The sequence below is a fragment of the Neorhizobium puerariae genome (assembly GCF_042429745.1).
GTDB classification, from domain to species: Bacteria; Pseudomonadota; Alphaproteobacteria; order Rhizobiales; family Rhizobiaceae; genus Neorhizobium; species Neorhizobium puerariae.
Map to the genome: position 1 here is coordinate 60,685 of NZ_JBHMAA010000014.1, position 15,799 is coordinate 76,483.

The following is a 15,799-nucleotide window of genomic DNA, read 5'->3' on the forward strand; positions in this document are numbered from 1 at the left end:
GCGAAGTGAAAGCGTTCTATATCAAGGAGCACGGCGGGCCGGAGGCCTGCGTCTACGCCACGGACTTTCCCGATCCTGTCGTCAAACCGGGGGAAGTGGTGCTGCGCGTGCGTGCCTCCACACTCAATTATCACGACATATTCACCCGTCGCGGCATGCCGGGCATCACGCTCAACCTTCCCGTCGTCCCGGGTCTCGACGTGGCCGGCGAAATCGTCGAGGTGGGGGCGGGCGTCGAAGGCTGGACGGCCGGCGACCGCGTCGTCCTCGATCCGATCAATCGGCTGGGCAAGGGCGTCATCGGCGAGACCACCCATGGCGGCCTGGCGGAATACTGCGCCGCGCCCGCCCATCAACTGATCCGCATTCCCGACAATGTCGATTTCGACACCGCCTCGGTGATGCCGACCGCCTATGCGACGGCATTGCGGATGATGTACACCAACGGTCAGGTCAGGGCCGGCGAGAAGGTCGGCATTCTCGGGGCGAGCGGCGGCGTCGGCGTCTGCTGCGTGCAGCTTGCCAAGCTTGCCGGCGCGGACGTGGTCGCCTTCGCGAGTTCGGACGACAAGCTGGCGCGCCTCAGGGACCTCGGCGCCGATCACGTCGTCAACTACCAGCAGAAGGATTTCCTGGAGGAAATCCACGATCTCTACGGAAAGCCGAGCCGCCGCGGTCCGCGGGCGACCAACGGGCTCGATGTGATCGTCAACTATACCGGCGGCGACACCTGGGTGAAGTCGCTCAAGACGCTGCGGGTCGGCGGGCGGTTGCTGACCTGCGGCGCCACGGCCGGTTTCGATCCCGCCGAGGATATCCGCTACATCTGGGTCTTCGAGCTCAAGATCCTCGGCTCGAACGCCTATACCAGGGAGGATATCGTCGCCTGCCTCGACCTTGCGAGCCAGGGTAAGCTGAAGGCGCTCGTGGACGAGGTCTTTCCGCTGGAACGCGCGGCGGAGGCGTTTGCGCGGGTCGAGGATCGCCGGGTCCTCGGAAAGGTGCTTGTCCATCCATGAGCGCGGCTGTCGACCTCCAACCTTGGCTTGCGAAATCGCCCTTCGTCGCCTTTCTCGGACTGGAAATCGTCGCGGCCGATCCGGATGCGGGAGAACTCGTCATGCAGATGCGGTTCCGGCCGGAATTCGGCCGTTCCAGCGGCGGCGGGGAGCGCTGGCACGGTGGGGTGATCTCGGCGCTCGCCGACACGGCCGGCGACTTCGCGCTCATCATGCTGCATGGCGCCGCGCCGCCGACCGTCAACCTCAGGATCGATTATCTGCGGCCTATCGTCGGCGTGGCGGTGACGGCCAGGGTGAAGGTCAGGAAGACCGGGCGCAGCATCGCTTTCGTCGATATCGACATCCATGGAGAGGATGGGACGCTGGTGGCGATCGCCCGCGGCAACTATGCGACCGTGGGCCTGCCCGCCGCCGGGCCGCAGGAGGTGAAGGCATGAGCGACCGGTCGCAAGCCATCATCGGTCGCAATCTCAACCTGGTCTACGAGCGCCCCGGCGCCGAGCCGGTTGCGGCACTGCAGGACGTTTCCTTCACGATCGAGGACGGCCAGTTCATTTCGCTGATCGGCCCCTCGGGCTGCGGCAAGACAACCCTGCTGAAAATCTTCGGCGACCTGCTGGCCCCGACTTCGGGCGAGCTCACAATCGGGGGATCAGCCCCTTCGCTCCTGCGCCAGCGGCGAGTGATCGGCCAGATGTTCCAAGATGCGACCTTGCTGCCCTGGAAGACCATCGGCGACAATATCGCCCTGCTCGGCGATATCGCCGGCAAGAAACCCACGCGGGAGGAGGTCGCCTCGCTTGCCGAGATGGTCGGCATCGGCCGTTTCATCGACAGCTATCCGCATGAATTGTCGGGTGGAATGCGCCAGAGGGCGGCTCTTGCGCGCGCCTATGCGCTGAAACCGCGCATCCTGCTGATGGACGAGCCCTTCGGGGCGCTCGACGAGATCACGCGGGAACAGATGAATGACGAACTCGTCCGGATCTGGAGCGGAAGCCGCCTGACGGTGATTTTCGTCACTCACTCGATCGCGGAAGCCGCCTATCTTTCGGACCGCGTCTTCGTCATGGCGCCGCGTCCCGGCAGGGTCGTCGCCGATGTCAGGATCGACATTCCCCGCGAGCGGCGTGCGGCCGAGCGTTTCGGCGCCGAGCTGACCCGGTGCGCGGAAGAAATCCACCACCATCTCGTGACCAATATGCGAAAGCCGGATGACGGACATGACGCTGATTAACCGATTTCTGCCCGCCATCACCATCATCGCCGCGCTTGCCGTGTGGGAAGCGGCGACCCGGCTCCTCGGCATCAAGGAGTTCATCCTCCCGGCGCCCTCGGTCATCGCCAGAACGCTGGTAACGATCGCGCCGGAACTCGCCTCCCATCTTTGGGCGACGCTTTCGGTCCTGCTTTCGGGTTATCTTCTCGGCGTGCTGTTCGGCATCGCGCTGGCCGTGGTCATGATCGTTTTGCCGCCCGTGAGGCGGGCGGTCTATCCGCTTGTCGTGGCTTCCCAGACGATACCGAAGATCGTGATCGCGCCGCTGCTCATCCTCTGGTTCGGGGTCGGACCGGAACCCAAGATCTTCATGGTCGCGCTGCTCGCCTTCTTCCCGGTGCTGGTCAACACGGTCGCCGGTCTGGAGGGAACCGACAAGGGGCATCTGGAACTGATGAAATCGGTCGACGCCAACCTCTGGCAGGTCTATCGGCATGTCCGCCTGCCTGCTGCGGTGCCGCAGATCTTCGCGGGCTTCAAGCTCGCATTGACCGTCAGCGTCATAGGCGCGGTGGTCGGCGAATGGGTGGTCGGGAACAGGGGCGTGGGTTATCTACTTCTCGCCTATAACGCCTCGCTGATGACCGCGAACGTGTTCGCGACCCTGTCGGTGATCATCCTGTGCAGCGCCATCCTGTTCTATATCATCACCCTGGCGGAGCGTCGCTTCTCCTGGCGCGTGAGGCTTCAGCATTAATGTGTGTCGTGCGTCCGACCGGGCGCACGGGCATCGTCCCGGTCTTCGGGCGGATGCCACGGGTCAGCGCAGGATTCCCAGATGCCTGGCATCGAAATCGATGGCGGGCTGCTGCTGTGCGACGGCCGCCTTGAGCTCATCCGCCAGCTTCAGCACGACGGGCCGCAGTTCGCGAAGCCGCTCGTGGGGAAAATAGACGGTCGCTCCGTTGATCGAACAGGCGACGTGGCGTTCGTCGTTCACCTGGAAGGTCGATGCAATGCCGCATGTGCCGACATTGACCTCGTCGAAGTCGATCGCGATGTTCTCGTGCTGGGCCTTCCTGAGGTCGGCCATGATCTGCTCCCTGGTTCTCCGGTAGTCGGCCGGCATGTTTTCAAGAAAGGCCGGCCATTTCCGGGTCGGCAGCTGGCCGATGAGAACCTTGCCGACCGCCGTCATGAAGGCGGTGTTGCGCAGGCCGGGATAGGAATTGATCCGGAGCTGCCGGTTTCCGAAGACACGGTCCAGCAGGACGATGTCCTTTCCGTCGAGAACGGCGAGATGGATCGTGTCGCTGGTCAGTTCGGCATATCGCAACAGAATGGGACGCAGCGCATCCAGGAAATTCAGGCTGCGCTTCTTCATCTCCCCCAGTTCGAGCAGCCGGTATCCAAGGGTGTATCTCTTGTTTTCCAGGGCGAGATAGTTGTGCTCCACCAGTGTCGCAAGCAGGCGATGCGTCGTGCTGCGGGATAGTTCCGAGGCGGCCGCAATGCCGGCAAGCGTGTCCTCTCCCCCGGCAACGAGATCGACCAGCCGAATAGCCTTGCTCAAAACCATGCTCATTTCAAATACCTAGTCCTTCGACAAAGCTGCGGAGCCCATTTTCCATGCGGCAATCTACAGCGCCGCCAAAGGGCTCGCAAGCGATATATCCCAAATATTGGGAAGAAATTCTCGACTATTGACACATGTTGCAGGCCGTGCGATTTTTCTGCCCACCTCGGGACAAGGCCTAAAAAATAGACAGGCACCCGGCCCGGATTGCCGAGAGGGTGAGCGACGGAACTGATCATGAGTGTTATCGAAGAGCGGCTGCCATCCATGGCCGGCGTGCGGCGCGTAAGTCTCAGCCATCCCGGTCGGTGGCTTTCCGCCGGTGTCTGCGTGCTGCTTCTGCTGCTGCTGATCCGGGCCTTCGCCAACGGCCAGATCGAATGGGCCTATGTGGGTCAGTTTCTGACCGCCAGGTCGATCCTGATGGGTTTCGGCAACACGCTCCTGATGACCGTGCTGGCAATGGCGCTCGGCATCACGCTCGGCCTCGTCGCGGCCCTGATGCGCCTTTCGGCAAATCCCGTCGCCAACGCGGTCGCCAGCGGTTACATCTGGTTCTTCCGCGGGACGCCGATCTATCTGCAGCTTCTTCTCTGGTTCAATCTTGCGCTGATCTTTCCCACCGTAGGCATTCCCGGTCTGTGGGAGGCGCGCATGGTCGACGTGATGACGCCGTTCTGGGCCGCCCTGCTCGGGCTCGGCGTATGCCAGGGCGCCTATACGGCGGAGGTCATCCGGGCCGGTATCCTCTCGGTCGATTCCGGCCAGGTCGAGGCGGCCAGGGCGGTCGGCATGCGCGGGCCGCAGGTCATGCGCCACGTCGTGCTGCCGCAGACCTTGCGCATCATCACTCCGCCGATCGGCAACGAAGTCATCGGCATGCTCAAGCACACGTCGATCGCGGCGGTTATCAGCTATAACGAAGTCATGCACACGGCCTCGATGATCTATTTCGTCAACAACCGCGTCATCGAGATGCTGATCGTCTGCTCGATCTACTATCTGGCGACGGTCACCATCCTGAGCCTGCTGCAAACCCTGCTGGAAAGACGTCTCGGCCGCTCGCTCAGCCGCTCGTCGGCAAAGCTCGCAGCCGAGGAAGGGGCAGGCGCATGACCCCGGCAATTCTGGCAAGAGACGTCCGCAAGTCGTTCGGTCCCGTCGAGGTCCTGCGGGGCATCAGCCTGCAGGTCGAGCCCGGCGAGGTTTTCGGGATCATCGGCCCGTCCGGCGGCGGGAAGAGCACTTTCCTGCGTTGCCTGAACAGCCTCGAGAGGATCAACGACGGCGATCTTTACGTGAATGGCGAGTTTGTCGGCTACCGGCTTGACAAGGGCAGCCTGCGCCAGCTTAACGACCGCGAACTGTCCGCCCAGCGCATGCGCACCGGCATGGTCTTCCAGCGCTTCAATCTCTTCGGTCACATGACCGCGCTTGAAAATGTCTGCTGCGGGCCGGTCGTCGTGAAGGGGCTTTCCCGGGAGCAGGCGCAGAAAATCGGGCGTGAACTTCTGAACCAGGTGGGCCTGAAGGGATTTTACGATCGTTATCCGGTCCAGCTTTCCGGCGGCCAGCAGCAACGCGTCGCCATCGCACGCGCGATTGCCATGGCCCCGGATATCCTGCTGTTCGATGAGCCGACATCGGCTCTCGATCCCGAGCTGGTCGATGAGGTTCTGGAGACCATCAAGACATTGGCAAGGCAGGGCCGGACGATGGTCGTGGTGACCCATGAGCTGGCCTTCGCCCGCGATGTCTGCGATCGCGTGGCCTTTATGGAGCAGGGGCAGCTCGTGGAATGCGCGCCCGCATCCGAGCTGTTCGGAGCGCCCAGAATGCAGAGGACGCGGGATTTCCTGCAGCGCCTCAACGCCGAAACAACAAAATGAACCGTCATTCCCATAAAGAGAGGAACCGAAACCGATGAAGACTCTGCTCGCCACCTGCGCCGTCGCCCTATGCCTGGCCGGCACGGCTGCCCATGCGCAGGACGCCGCCGCAAAGCTGCCGGCAAAGATCAAGGAGGCCGGCAAGCTCGTCGTCGGCACCAGCCCGACCTATCCTCCGCTGGAGTTCAAGGACCCGGCAACGCTCGAACTGAAAGGCCTCGACATCGATCTCGCCGAGGAAATCGGCAAGCGGCTGGGCCTCAAGGTCGAATGGCAGGAGCAGTCCTTCGACCAGCTCATCAATTCGCTGGACACCGGCCGCATCGCCATGGGCGCGTCCGGCATGACGGACATTCCGGCACGCCGCGAGAAGACGGATTTCGTGGATTACTTCTCGACGGGCACCCAGCTCTTCACGACGCCTGAGGCGGGTGGAGACCTCAAGTCCGTCGAAGACGTGTGCGGCAAGCCGGTCGCCGTCAATCGCAACGGTATCTTCTTCATCCGGCTGAAGGATTTCAGCGAGAAGGTCTGCAAGGCCAAGGGCCTTGCGGACGTGAACTACGTCCTCGTGGACAAGACTGCGGACGCGCGCCTGCAACTTCTCCAGAAGCGCGCGGTCGCGGCCGCCCAGGGCGTCGATGCCATCCGTTACCTGAACGAGCATACGGGCTCGCCGGACAAGGGCAAGTTCGTGCTGATCGGCGAACCGATCGCCATCGACTATGCCGGCTTCGGGTTCTCCAAGACGAATACGGAATTGCGCGACGTCGTCGCCGATGTGGTCGACGCGATGATCGCCGACGGTACCTATTCCAAGATCTTCGCCAAGTGGGAAATGCCCTATGCGGAGGTCAGGAAGACTACGGTCAACACGGAAGCCCGCAAGTAGGCGGCTCTTCCCAAGAGGAAATCATCCGCCGCGAGCAGGCGGCGGATGGGTCCATCGCTATTTCCGGAGCGAGGCTCCATGGGGATTTGCAGATCATGACGGTCAGACTTCATGCCAGCCTGGAGACTGTTTTGGGCCGGCTCGGAGCCGAATTCGGCGAACAGCTTACCTATCCTGGCATTTATCGGGGTTCCCGACTCAACGTTGCGCCGGTTCTGGTGGAGCGCGAGGGTGTTTCGACCGTCGTGATCAGCGAAGCGGATTCCGATGCATGCCGGGTCATGGTGCCGGGTGTGGGGAAATCCGTCTACGGCCGGTATTTCGACTGGGACAAGGATATGGCCGCCCCGGTCCGGACCTTCGCGCAGGCCGTGCGCGACATCGCGGGCGACGGGACCATCCTTTGCGAGGCGGCCTTGCCACTCGTGCGTTACCAGGCGCTTGCGGAGAGCGGTCCGGTCGAGCTTTTCGGCATGCCGGAACCGCGTCCACTCTTCGTCTATGCGAAAAAACGGGGCGAGATCGAGGCCCAATGGCTTGCTACGCGGGATGCCGATGCTGCCGCTTTCGCCCCTTTCGTCGCCACGTTGCGGGACGGCGCGAGGCTTGTCGACGCGATGACCGCGAGCGCCAGGGGGTTCGGGCCGCTGGATGCGTTGTGTACCGAAAAAGGTTTCCCGGCGCTCTACATCACCGCGCCGCATGAAGTCGAAATGTTCACCGGCCTTCCGGCAAGAGCGGTCGAGCAACAGGGCATGGGCGTGCTCTTCCGTCCCGGTGAGGCGGAAATCACGATCCATGCCGAAAAGCCGATCCTGCGAGGCGATTTCCGGCACGTCGGCACCTGTGCAGGTCTTGCCCAGGCGCTCGGCAATTGCAGTCATGACGTCATCGCCATCCAGAAGGATCATATTTCCGTCGGCGAGTTCGCCTCCCTGGCGCAGACCGGCATCCGCTTCGAGGACGCGGCCTATGTCATTCGCCGCTGGCAGGACCGCCGCGCCGGCGATGACGCCGTCTACTTCTTCTTTGCCGCCAACGCGGTTCTCAAGGGGATCGACGCCGCACGCGCCTTCTTCGCGCGCAATGCGGAAGGCGAGATCACGGAACGCGACCTCGTCGCCGCCTATCACCAGGGCGTTTCGCGTTTTGCCCGCCATTATGGTTTTGCGGATCGCGTCGGCTCCTATTTCGACATCGTCCACTCCGGCGCGAGGACGCTTCTGCCGGCAACCGCCGGCGACTATCCGGTCAGGGTTTCCGACAGGACCATCAAGTTCGATATGGGACTGACGGTTTCGGATGCGTTCGGCTGCATTCGCGGCGTGTCCGATATCGCCCGCACGATCTGCGCCGAGGCCGAAATAGAGGCTCTTCACGACAGGCTGCGGAATATCCTGATCGATGAACTCATCCCGGCCATCAGGCCGGGCATGAGCGGCGCCCAGGTGCATGAGATCGGCGTCGACCTGCTGCGTCCGCTGGAAGCCGAATTCCGCCGCCTCGGTCTTCTGCCCGAGGGCAAAGGCGTCGACGGCTATCTTCGTGATTGCGGGCATACGATCCAGCGACAGACGATCTCGTCGGTCTATTTCCTTCCCGGCGTGGGCGAGAAGGTCGAGAACGGAATGCTCGGCTGCACGGAATATGTCTGGCCGATCGGCGATATCCTGATTGCGGTCGAGGATGGTTATCTCGTGACCCCCGAAGGCGGTATTGCCTTCACGGTCGAGGGGGAAGGTTGATGGCTTCCGCCGCAAACGATTATGATGTCGAGCTGACCGGTCTTCTGGGCGAGCTGGTCGCAATACCGAGCTTTTCCGGCGAAGAGGGGGCGGTTCAGGACCGCATCTGCCGCTGGTTCGTCGATCACGGCATCGATGTCGATATCGAAGAGGCCGATGGTGGGCTGCAGAATGTGGTCGTCACCATCGAAGGCGACGGAGACGGACCGGTTCTGTGGATCGGCGGGCATTGCGATACGGTGGGTATCGCCTCCGGCTGGACGCGGGTGCCGCATGCGTCGAAGATCGAGGACAACCGGCTCTACGGGCTTGGCTCCATGGACATGAAAGGCGGCCTGGCCGCGGCCATGTACGCCGTCAGGGAACTTTCCGAACGCAGCGGCGAATGGGCCGGTAAGGTCATCTTCGCGGCGCTGGCCGACGAGGAGGCATATTCCCGCGGCGCCAATGCGTTCGTCCGCAAGGAACGTGGCATAGATGCCGCCGTCATGTGCGAGCCGCATTTCCATGATGTCGTGATCGGCGCCATGGGCAAGATCAACCTGCGGGTCGAGGTGAAGGGCAGGTCGGCGCACGGTTCCCGTCCTGAAGAGGGCGTCAATGCCGTGACGGAGGCCGCGAAGCTGCTGGTCGCGATCGACGGGCTGGAGCGCTTTTCCCATCCTGACTTCGGCAGGGCCAGCCATTGCGTGCTGAACATGACCTCCGGCGACGGGCGTTATGAGATCCGCGTGCCCGATCATGCCGCGTTTGTCGTCAACTGGCATTTCATGCCGGGCGAGACTGTCGAGAGCGCCCTGGAAACACTGCGAAATCTGGCTGATGGCCTGAATTCCCGGGCGCAGTTCGCCATCACCGTGGGCGAGCCGCGTTACGAAAGCTTCATGCTCGACAAAGACGATGGGTTCGTGGCGCAATTTGCGGAGAGCTATCGCAGGATCATCGGCAAGGAGCCGGACCTGCGTTTCGGCCGCGGTGTTTCCGACGCCAATATCTTCGCCGGGCGCGCCGGTATTCCGACGCTTCTCTTCGGCCCCGACGGGGCGAACATGCATGCGGGCGACGAGTGGGTCGATCTCGATCAGCTCCATCTCGCCCGCAGGACCTATCTCGATTTTGCCCTCCGATTTTTGAAATCCAAGAATGAAAGCACGATGAAATGAAGACCGGCATGACCGCGCTCGATTATTCGTTCCCAACCGTCATGCAGCATGTGGACCACATGCGCACCCACTTCCTGAACCGCAAGAGCGGACAGGGAATCGATCTCGCAGCCGGAAAATACGTTGTCGAAACGCTCGCTTCCTACGGTCTGGAGGCCGAGTTGCAGGAGTTCGAAACCTACGACAGCGATATCGGCTCGTCTTTCGTCGCGCTCGGCGGCCCTGACGGCACGGTCATCGGTTCCCTGCCTTGTCTCCATGTGGAGCCCACCCCGATCGAAGGCGTCACGGCCGAGCTGGTGGATGTCGGGCCGGGCGGCCTTGCCGACTACGAGGGCAAGGACGTGTGCGGCAAGATCGTGCTGGCCGAGGTCTCCTATGCGCCGGCCACGCCCGAGAAGGCCCGGATCGCCGCTTCGAAGGGCGCCATCGGCATCGTCCTGATGAACTGGGGGACGGATGACAGCCGCTATATTCCATGGCGCGCGCTCAAGGCCGTCTGGGGCAATCCCACGCCGGAAAGCTGGGGCGAAATCCCGCGTGTCTTCGGCGTGAGCATCTCGCGCGCCGACGGTATCACGATCCGCCGGAAGATGCAGGCCGGAGGAGTTTCGCTGCATGTCCGCCTGACGGCAAGCCGCGTCTGGCGCAAGCTCCACCAACCCGTGGCATGGCTGCATGCGCCGGAAAACTCGCCCGAGCGGGACCAGTTCGTCGTCGTTTCCGGCCATATCGATTCCTGGAACCCGGGTGTTACCGACAATATCACGGGCATGTCGGTGATGATGGAGATCGCCCGCCTGCTCTCTTCCCGTCGGAAGAACCTGCGCCGGTCGGTCGCCTTCTGTTTCTGGAACGGCCACGAGGTCGCGGAAGCGGCCGGTTCCACCTATTTCGTGGACAGCCAGTGGGAAAGGCTCAATCGCGACGCGGTCGCCTATGTGAATATCGATTCCGTCGGCATGAAGGGCACCGAGGAATTCCACATCAACAGTTGCCCCGAGCTCGGCACCTTTTCGGAGCGGCTTTCCCATGCCGTCTTCGCCGATACCCTGCCCCAGAAGGTCATGACCCTGCGTCGGGTCGGCGACCAGTCCTTCTTCGGCGTGGGCGTTTCCGCGGTGACGGGCCGGCACAGCTACAGCCAGGCTGTCGTCAGGGAGCAGAACGGCGCAACGCTCGGCTGGTACAACCATACCGAATTTGACACGATCGACGTCATGGACCCTCAGGCCCTGGAAGCGGACCTCGACTGGTGCTCGCGTTATGTCCACGCGCTGGCGACCGCACCCGTTCTGCCGCAGCGTTTCAGCGCCCGGCTTGCCGACCTGGAGGAGCGTTTCGCGGCCATGCTTGCCGACAAGGCCGATCCAGCGCAGCTCTCGCTCATCCAGAAGGCGATAGGGGACCTGCGGGAAGGCATTCGCTGGTTCGACGGTTTCCTCGACGACGCTGGCGAGGCGCAGGACGAACTGCGCGAGCGCGCCAACCGGCTGGTGCTGCGGCTGTCGCGGCTGCTGACCTTCATCACCGGCTCCGCTTCCGGCCGCTATGGGCAGGATAGCTACGGCATCAGCACGCTCGCCCAGCCCGTGCCGCTGCTGGCCTGCCTGGAGGATTACCGTGCAAGGCCCTCCGACACGCTGGAGGCGCGGTTGCTCGCCACCAAGCTGATGCGGCTCCGGCACACGGTCACCGATGCGCTGGAGGCGGCGCGCAGCCTCATCGACGATTTCCGCTTCGTCGCGGAACGCACCAACTGATCGGCCGGCGAGGCAGGGACAATGGACAGGATCATCCACGTCATCAACGCTTCCAGCCGGACCGATACCGGGATCACCGAGGATATCGCGCTCAGCCTGGCATGGATGAATGTGGACGGTCTGCCGCGCATCGACTGCGTGACGCTCGAAGACGGGCCGCGCGGCATCAGCACAGCCCGTGACAGCGACAATGCGGCCCCTGCCGTGCTTCGCTTCATCGAACGGGAGGCAAAGCGCGCGGAGACGGCCGGTTTCGTCGTCGCCTGTTTTTCAGATCCGGGCGTCTTCGCGGCGCGCGGGCTGACGGGCAAGCCTGTGGCCGGCATCGGCGAGGCAGGGTTCTCCGCGGCACTCTCGCTGGGCGAGATGATCGGAACGATCGGGGTGGCCGCGGGCAACGGTGCGAAGAGCATGCGGATTGCGCGACACATGGGAGTCGCCGCACGGGTGGCGGGCCATCGCGGCATGGGGCTGGATTACGGTCAGTTGCAGGACCCCGAACTGGTGACGCGGTGCGTCATCGAAGCGGGCAAGGCGCTGCGCGACGACGACGGAGTGGAAGCCCTGCTGTTTGCGGGCGCCGGCCTTGCCCGTTATGTCGGGCCGCTGGAGCAGGCAGTCGGCCTGCCCGTCATCGATCCCACGCAGGCGGCGGCCGGAATGGTGCTGGCGCAGGTCATGCAATCGGGATATCCGCGGCATGGCTGACCCGTTTTCCCTATTTGGCCAGCATTGCGGCCCTCCTTACCCTGTCCGGCACGGTTCTCGATCCCGGCCGACCGTATCTCATCCCAATCCCTGAACAAGAGAGTGGCATTCATGTTCGACCTCAGCCCCAGACCCGCCAATTCCGCTCCGGCCGCACCGGATTTTCCCTGGCCGGGCGGCAAGAAATGCGCTTTGTTCCCTGCCTTCGACGTGGATGCCGAGTCCGTCTGGCTCGGCGCCGACCCGCAGAATGCGCGCCGCCTGATCACCCGTTCCTATGGCGGTTACGAGGCACGGGTCGGCATTCCGAAAATCCTCGAAACCCTGCGCCGCCACGAGGTCAAGGCGACGTTCTTCGTGACCGGCTGGTCGATCGATGCCCATCCGGCGACCTGCGAGGCGATCCTTGCGGACGGTCACGAGATCGCCCATCATGGCTATCTGCACCTTCGGCCGGACACCGCCGACGAGGCGACGCTGGTCGATGAAATGGACCGCGCCATCGAGGCCATGAAGCGGGTCCTTGGTATCGTTCCGGCCGGATATCGCGCCCCCTGGGGAGAGACCTGCCCGGAACAGATGGAACTGCTGAAATCGCGCGGCATCCGCTATTCCAGCTCCTTCCGCGACGATATCCGCCCCTACCGTCATGTTCTGCCGTCCGGGCCCGGGCCGATCGAGATTCCCGTCAACTACAGCTTCGACGATTGGAGCTATGGCCTGACCCACCGCACCAGCCCGCGCGCCATGTTCGGCCGGGAGGAGGTCCTGTCCATCTGGCGCGACGAATTCGACCAGACCCGCGAATGGGGTGGAGTGACGACGATGGTGATGCATCCCCAGGTGACGGGCCGTCCGATGCGCATCCGTATCCTCGACCAGTTCCTGGAGCATGTGCGTCAGTACGACGACGTGTGGATCGCGCGCGGGGTGGACGTCGCCGACCACTATGAAGCCAGCGAAGCGGCCCAGGGCAAGGCGTAACTCATCAGCCGGAGGCGGTTCCCGGCAAAGGCGGGGCGGACACCACGGCAGCCCGGCGGAACATCACCGGGTTGCCGGCAGCACTTCCGGCATCCGGTGCAACCGGCTTCTCATCCTACCAGACGGCGTTGGGGAAGGCATCGATCGGGATCTTCAGGTAGCTCCTGCCGTTCTCCTCGCCCTGCGGAAGCCGGCCACCCTGGATGTTGATCTGCAGCGCATGAAGGATCAGCTTCGGCATGGGCAGGGTGGCATCGCGTGCCTGCCGCAGGGCGATGAATTCGGCCTCGCTCTTGCCGGCGAGGTGAATATTCTCCGCCTTCTCCTCCGCAACCGAACTTTCCCAGCGCACCTCGCGGCCGCCGGGCTGGTAGTCGTGCCCGACGAAGAGCCTTGTCTCGTCCGGCAGGGACAGGATGCCGGCGATCGACTTCCACAGCTGCTCCGCGCTGCCGCCGGGAAAGTCGGCGCGCGCGGTGCCGCCGTCGGGCATGAAGACGGTATCGTGCACGAAGGCGCAGTCGCCGACAACGTAGGTGACGGAAGCCAGCGTGTGCCCCGGGGAGAACATGACCCGGGCCTCGATGCCGCCGATCCGGAAGCGTTCGCCGTCGGCGAAGAGATGGTCCCACTGCCGCCCGTCCGTCGGCAGTTCGGGCAGGTTATAGATACCCTTCCAGAGTTCCTGCACATCCTTCACATGCTCGCCGATGGCCATCGGCGCGCCCGTTCTGCCCTTCAGGTAATGGGCCGCGGAGAAATGATCGGCGTGAGGGTGCGTGTCGAGAATCCACCGAACCGTCCATCCCCGCTTCTCGACATGGGACAGAAGCCCGTCGGCATTCGATGTCGATATCGAGCCGGACTTCTCGTCGAAATCCAGCACCGGGTCGATGATGGCGCAGTCCCCGGTTCGGGGATCTGCCACCACATATTGCAGACTGAAGGTTCGCTTGTCGAAGAAAGCCGCAACATCAGGTTTCTGGATCTGATTTGCCGCACCGTTTTCGGCACCGTCCGTCACAGCCATCTCGCCAATCCCAGTTTCCTACAATGTGGGAGCATCCAAGGCCGCCGTCGAGCGAAAGCGGCCTTCTCCGGTGGGTCCCGGCTATTTTCTACAGCATCGGCCCGAAAATCGGAATCGATTTTCGGAAAGCACGATGCATAGATTCAATAGGTTAGAGCGCGGTGCATCCCAAAGGACGCACCGCGCTCTAAGGCGTTTCCGCTGTCGAAGTCGACGCCCTTTTTATTGTTCGACGGCCATGACCGTCCGCTTCCGGCGTTTGATCCCATGGCGGATACGAACGCTTGCTTGCAGAAGCCGGCGGCCCATGCAACGTGCGTTACAGGCCGGCGGGTGGGAGGGGGAGGGCAAGAGTTGACAGCCGTCAACCGCGGACGATTCCATCGGTCGTGATGTCTATGGACCCGGACAGGTTAGCCGGCTATCTCGCCGATGTCCCAGTAGAGCCCGGCCATCATGGCGAGCCCTTCGCGGACGATCGAGATCGGCAGGTGCTCGTTTGCGGCATGCTGCAGGCAGCCCGGGTAGGAATGCGGAATCCAGATGGTCGGCAGGCCGAGCAGGTCGGAGAAGATGTTGTTCGGCAACGAGCCGCCGAGGTTCGGCAGGATGGCGGGCGGTGCGCCAAGCGTCTTCTCTATCGAGGCGGCGACGCGCTTTACCCAGGGATGGTCGGGATCGAGACGGCTTGCGAGGAAGATCGCGTCGGTCGGGTCCTTGACCACGACCCGGTCGAAACCGGTATCCTTCAAGGTCTTGCGCACGGCGGGAACGACCGCATCCGGATCGACGCCCACGGGGAAACGAAGCTGCACGCGGGCACGAGCCTTCGGCGGGATGGCGTAGAGCGGCTGGGCAAGGTTGCCACATTCCATCTCCATCACCTCGAAGGAGCTCCAGGCGAAGACTTTTTCCTCCGGAGAAAGACCCGGCTCGCCCCACCACGATTCGATCGTCGGATCGTCGGCGGTCGGCGCGATCTTGCAGTCCTTCAGCGCGGCGCGGACGTTTTCCGGGATCGAACCCGGCGTCATCTCAGACACCTTGATCTGGCCAGTGCGGCTGACGAGCGCGGTGATCGCGTGGCAGAGTTCTATGCCGGGGTTGGAGAGGAGGCCGCCCCAGTTGCCCGAATGCTGGAAGCTTTCGCGTGCATCGATTTCCAGGTGGAAGGACATGCCGCCGCGGGCGCCGAGGAAGATGGTCGGCCGGTCGAGGGCGAGGCGCGGGCCATCGGATGCGATGAAAACGTCGGCGCCCAGTTCATCCCGGTGAGCGGCGCACATTTCCTCGAGCCCGAGCGAGCCGGATTCCTCACCCATCTCGATCAGGTATTTGAGATTGAAACCAAGCGAACCCCGGACCGCCAGCAGAGCCTCGATCGCCGCGAGGTTCACCGCATGCTGGCCCTTGTTGTCGGCCGTGCCGCGGCCGTACCAGGCGCCGTTTCTCTCGGCCATGGCGAAGGGCGAAAGGCCCTGTTCCCACTGGCCGTCGAGGCCGGCGACGACATCGCCATGGCCGTATTGCAGAACGGTGGTGAAGGCGGGGTCCTCGATTCGCGTGGCGATCAGGAAAGGACCGGGAGCCAGCTCGTTTTCGTAGATCCTCGTCGTGAAACCGAGCCGTTCGAAGAACGGCTGCATGTCCTCGGTCACATAACGCCAGAGATCCGGCTTGTTGGCTTCGACGCGGCTGGCGGACGGGATCGCCACGCGCCTGCGTAGCGAAGCCTCGAAGGAACCGTCGTCGAGGTAACCGACGGCCTTGTCGATCGCCGCCCGGCGGGAAGATGCTGCGGTCATGGG

General features: G+C 63.4%; 15 protein-coding genes. 12 read left to right on the forward strand and 3 right to left on the reverse strand.

Going from position 1 to position 15,799, the window contains the following annotated elements; translation table 11 throughout:
• Positions 1–5: 5 nt before the first annotated feature.
• Genes ACFFP0_RS12210 through ACFFP0_RS12225 form a run of 4 tightly spaced genes read left to right on the forward strand, consistent with a single transcriptional unit; the run spans position 6 to position 2,998 of the window.
• Complete coding sequence (locus ACFFP0_RS12210; RefSeq protein WP_377260851.1) at positions 6–1,019, forward strand: zinc-binding dehydrogenase; 1,014 nt, start codon at positions 6–8, stop codon at positions 1,017–1,019.
• The gene (locus tag ACFFP0_RS12215; protein ID WP_377260854.1) at positions 1,016–1,459 is read left to right on the forward strand and encodes a PaaI family thioesterase; all 444 of its coding nucleotides are present in this window, start codon (positions 1,016–1,018) and stop codon (positions 1,457–1,459) included. The genes ACFFP0_RS12210 and ACFFP0_RS12215 overlap by 4 nt, the downstream gene beginning before the upstream one ends.
• Positions 1,456–2,259 (forward strand): ABC transporter ATP-binding protein, encoded by an 804-nt coding sequence (locus ACFFP0_RS12220; protein ID WP_377260856.1) that lies wholly within the window; start codon positions 1,456–1,458, stop codon positions 2,257–2,259. The genes ACFFP0_RS12215 and ACFFP0_RS12220 overlap by 4 nt, the downstream gene beginning before the upstream one ends.
• Positions 2,246–2,998 carry an ABC transporter permease gene (locus ACFFP0_RS12225; RefSeq protein WP_377260858.1) on the forward strand — a complete coding sequence of 251 codons (753 nt, stop codon included), beginning with the start codon at positions 2,246–2,248 and terminating at the stop codon, positions 2,996–2,998. Before ACFFP0_RS12220 ends, ACFFP0_RS12225 begins: the two co-directional genes overlap by 14 nt.
• A 63-nt stretch (positions 2,999–3,061) precedes the next feature.
• On the opposite strand, the gene ACFFP0_RS12230 is transcribed toward ACFFP0_RS12225, so the two are convergent.
• The gene (locus tag ACFFP0_RS12230) at positions 3,062–3,826 is read right to left on the reverse strand and encodes an IclR family transcriptional regulator (protein ID WP_377260860.1); all 765 of its coding nucleotides are present in this window, start codon (positions 3,824–3,826) and stop codon (positions 3,062–3,064) included.
• 228 nt (positions 3,827–4,054) lie between these two features.
• On the opposite strand from ACFFP0_RS12230, the gene ACFFP0_RS12235 reads away from it, so the two are divergent.
• From ACFFP0_RS12235 to ACFFP0_RS12270, 8 genes are all read left to right on the forward strand, one after another.
• The gene (locus tag ACFFP0_RS12235; RefSeq protein ID WP_377260862.1) at positions 4,055–4,933 is read left to right on the forward strand and encodes an amino acid ABC transporter permease; all 879 of its coding nucleotides are present in this window, start codon (positions 4,055–4,057) and stop codon (positions 4,931–4,933) included.
• Positions 4,930–5,706 carry an amino acid ABC transporter ATP-binding protein gene (locus ACFFP0_RS12240; protein ID WP_377260864.1) on the forward strand — a complete coding sequence of 259 codons (777 nt, stop codon included), beginning with the start codon at positions 4,930–4,932 and terminating at the stop codon, positions 5,704–5,706. The genes ACFFP0_RS12235 and ACFFP0_RS12240 overlap by 4 nt, the downstream gene beginning before the upstream one ends.
• Positions 5,707–5,740: 34 nt before the next feature.
• Complete coding sequence (locus ACFFP0_RS12245; RefSeq protein WP_377260866.1) at positions 5,741–6,598, forward strand: ABC transporter substrate-binding protein; 858 nt, start codon at positions 5,741–5,743, stop codon at positions 6,596–6,598.
• A 95-nt stretch (positions 6,599–6,693) separates the two neighbouring features.
• Positions 6,694–8,343 carry a M24 family metallopeptidase gene (locus ACFFP0_RS12250; RefSeq protein WP_377260868.1) on the forward strand — a complete coding sequence of 550 codons (1,650 nt, stop codon included), beginning with the start codon at positions 6,694–6,696 and terminating at the stop codon, positions 8,341–8,343.
• On the forward strand, positions 8,343–9,506 hold the full coding sequence (locus ACFFP0_RS12255; RefSeq protein ID WP_377260870.1) for a M20 family metallopeptidase: 1,164 nt from the start codon (positions 8,343–8,345) through the stop codon (positions 9,504–9,506). The genes ACFFP0_RS12250 and ACFFP0_RS12255 overlap by 1 nt, the downstream gene beginning before the upstream one ends.
• 8 nt (positions 9,507–9,514) lie before the next feature.
• Positions 9,515–11,269, forward strand: coding sequence for a M28 family peptidase (locus ACFFP0_RS12260; RefSeq protein WP_377260872.1), 1,755 nt, complete (start codon positions 9,515–9,517; stop codon positions 11,267–11,269).
• Positions 11,270–11,290: 21 nt separating this feature from the next.
• On the forward strand, positions 11,291–11,977 hold the full coding sequence (locus ACFFP0_RS12265; protein WP_377260874.1) for an aspartate/glutamate racemase family protein: 687 nt from the start codon (positions 11,291–11,293) through the stop codon (positions 11,975–11,977).
• Between the two features lie 111 nt (positions 11,978–12,088).
• Positions 12,089–12,961 carry a polysaccharide deacetylase family protein gene (locus tag ACFFP0_RS12270; protein WP_377260877.1) on the forward strand — a complete coding sequence of 291 codons (873 nt, stop codon included), beginning with the start codon at positions 12,089–12,091 and terminating at the stop codon, positions 12,959–12,961.
• Positions 12,962–13,076: 115 nt separating this feature from the next.
• Here the strand turns inward: ACFFP0_RS12270 and ACFFP0_RS12275 are convergent, their stop codons facing one another.
• On the reverse strand, positions 13,077–13,949 hold the full coding sequence (locus tag ACFFP0_RS12275) for an MBL fold metallo-hydrolase (RefSeq protein ID WP_377261274.1): 873 nt from the start codon (positions 13,947–13,949) through the stop codon (positions 13,077–13,079).
• A 455-nt stretch (positions 13,950–14,404) separates the two neighbouring features.
• Positions 14,405–15,796 (reverse strand): M20 family metallopeptidase, encoded by a 1,392-nt coding sequence (locus ACFFP0_RS12280; RefSeq protein ID WP_377260880.1) that lies wholly within the window; start codon positions 15,794–15,796, stop codon positions 14,405–14,407.
• Between the last annotated feature and the right edge of the window lie 3 nt (positions 15,797–15,799).

Excerpts from the sequence above, each read along its gene's own strand:
- ACFFP0_RS12240 (WP_377260864.1), top strand. The coding sequence starts at position 4,930 with ATGACCCCGGCAATTCTGGCAAGAGACGTCCGCAAGTCGTTCGGTCCC.
- ACFFP0_RS12265 (WP_377260874.1), top strand. The coding sequence starts at position 11,291 with ATGGACAGGATCATCCACGTCATCAACGCTTCCAGCCGGACCGATACC.
- ACFFP0_RS12215 (WP_377260854.1), top strand. The coding sequence starts at position 1,016 with ATGAGCGCGGCTGTCGACCTCCAACCTTGGCTTGCGAAATCGCCCTTC.
- ACFFP0_RS12270 (WP_377260877.1), top strand. The coding sequence starts at position 12,089 with ATGTTCGACCTCAGCCCCAGACCCGCCAATTCCGCTCCGGCCGCACCG.
- ACFFP0_RS12225 (WP_377260858.1), top strand. The coding sequence starts at position 2,246 with ATGACGCTGATTAACCGATTTCTGCCCGCCATCACCATCATCGCCGCG.
- ACFFP0_RS12280 (WP_377260880.1), bottom strand. The coding sequence starts at position 15,796 with ATGACCGCAGCATCTTCCCGCCGGGCGGCGATCGACAAGGCCGTCGGT.
- ACFFP0_RS12250 (WP_377260868.1), top strand. The coding sequence starts at position 6,694 with ATGACGGTCAGACTTCATGCCAGCCTGGAGACTGTTTTGGGCCGGCTC.
- ACFFP0_RS12230 (WP_377260860.1), bottom strand. The coding sequence starts at position 3,826 with ATGAGCATGGTTTTGAGCAAGGCTATTCGGCTGGTCGATCTCGTTGCC.
- ACFFP0_RS12220 (WP_377260856.1), top strand. The coding sequence starts at position 1,456 with ATGAGCGACCGGTCGCAAGCCATCATCGGTCGCAATCTCAACCTGGTC.
- ACFFP0_RS12235 (WP_377260862.1), top strand. The coding sequence starts at position 4,055 with ATGAGTGTTATCGAAGAGCGGCTGCCATCCATGGCCGGCGTGCGGCGC.
- ACFFP0_RS12245 (WP_377260866.1), top strand. The coding sequence starts at position 5,741 with ATGAAGACTCTGCTCGCCACCTGCGCCGTCGCCCTATGCCTGGCCGGC.
- ACFFP0_RS12255 (WP_377260870.1), top strand. The coding sequence starts at position 8,343 with ATGGCTTCCGCCGCAAACGATTATGATGTCGAGCTGACCGGTCTTCTG.
- ACFFP0_RS12260 (WP_377260872.1), top strand. The coding sequence starts at position 9,515 with ATGACCGCGCTCGATTATTCGTTCCCAACCGTCATGCAGCATGTGGAC.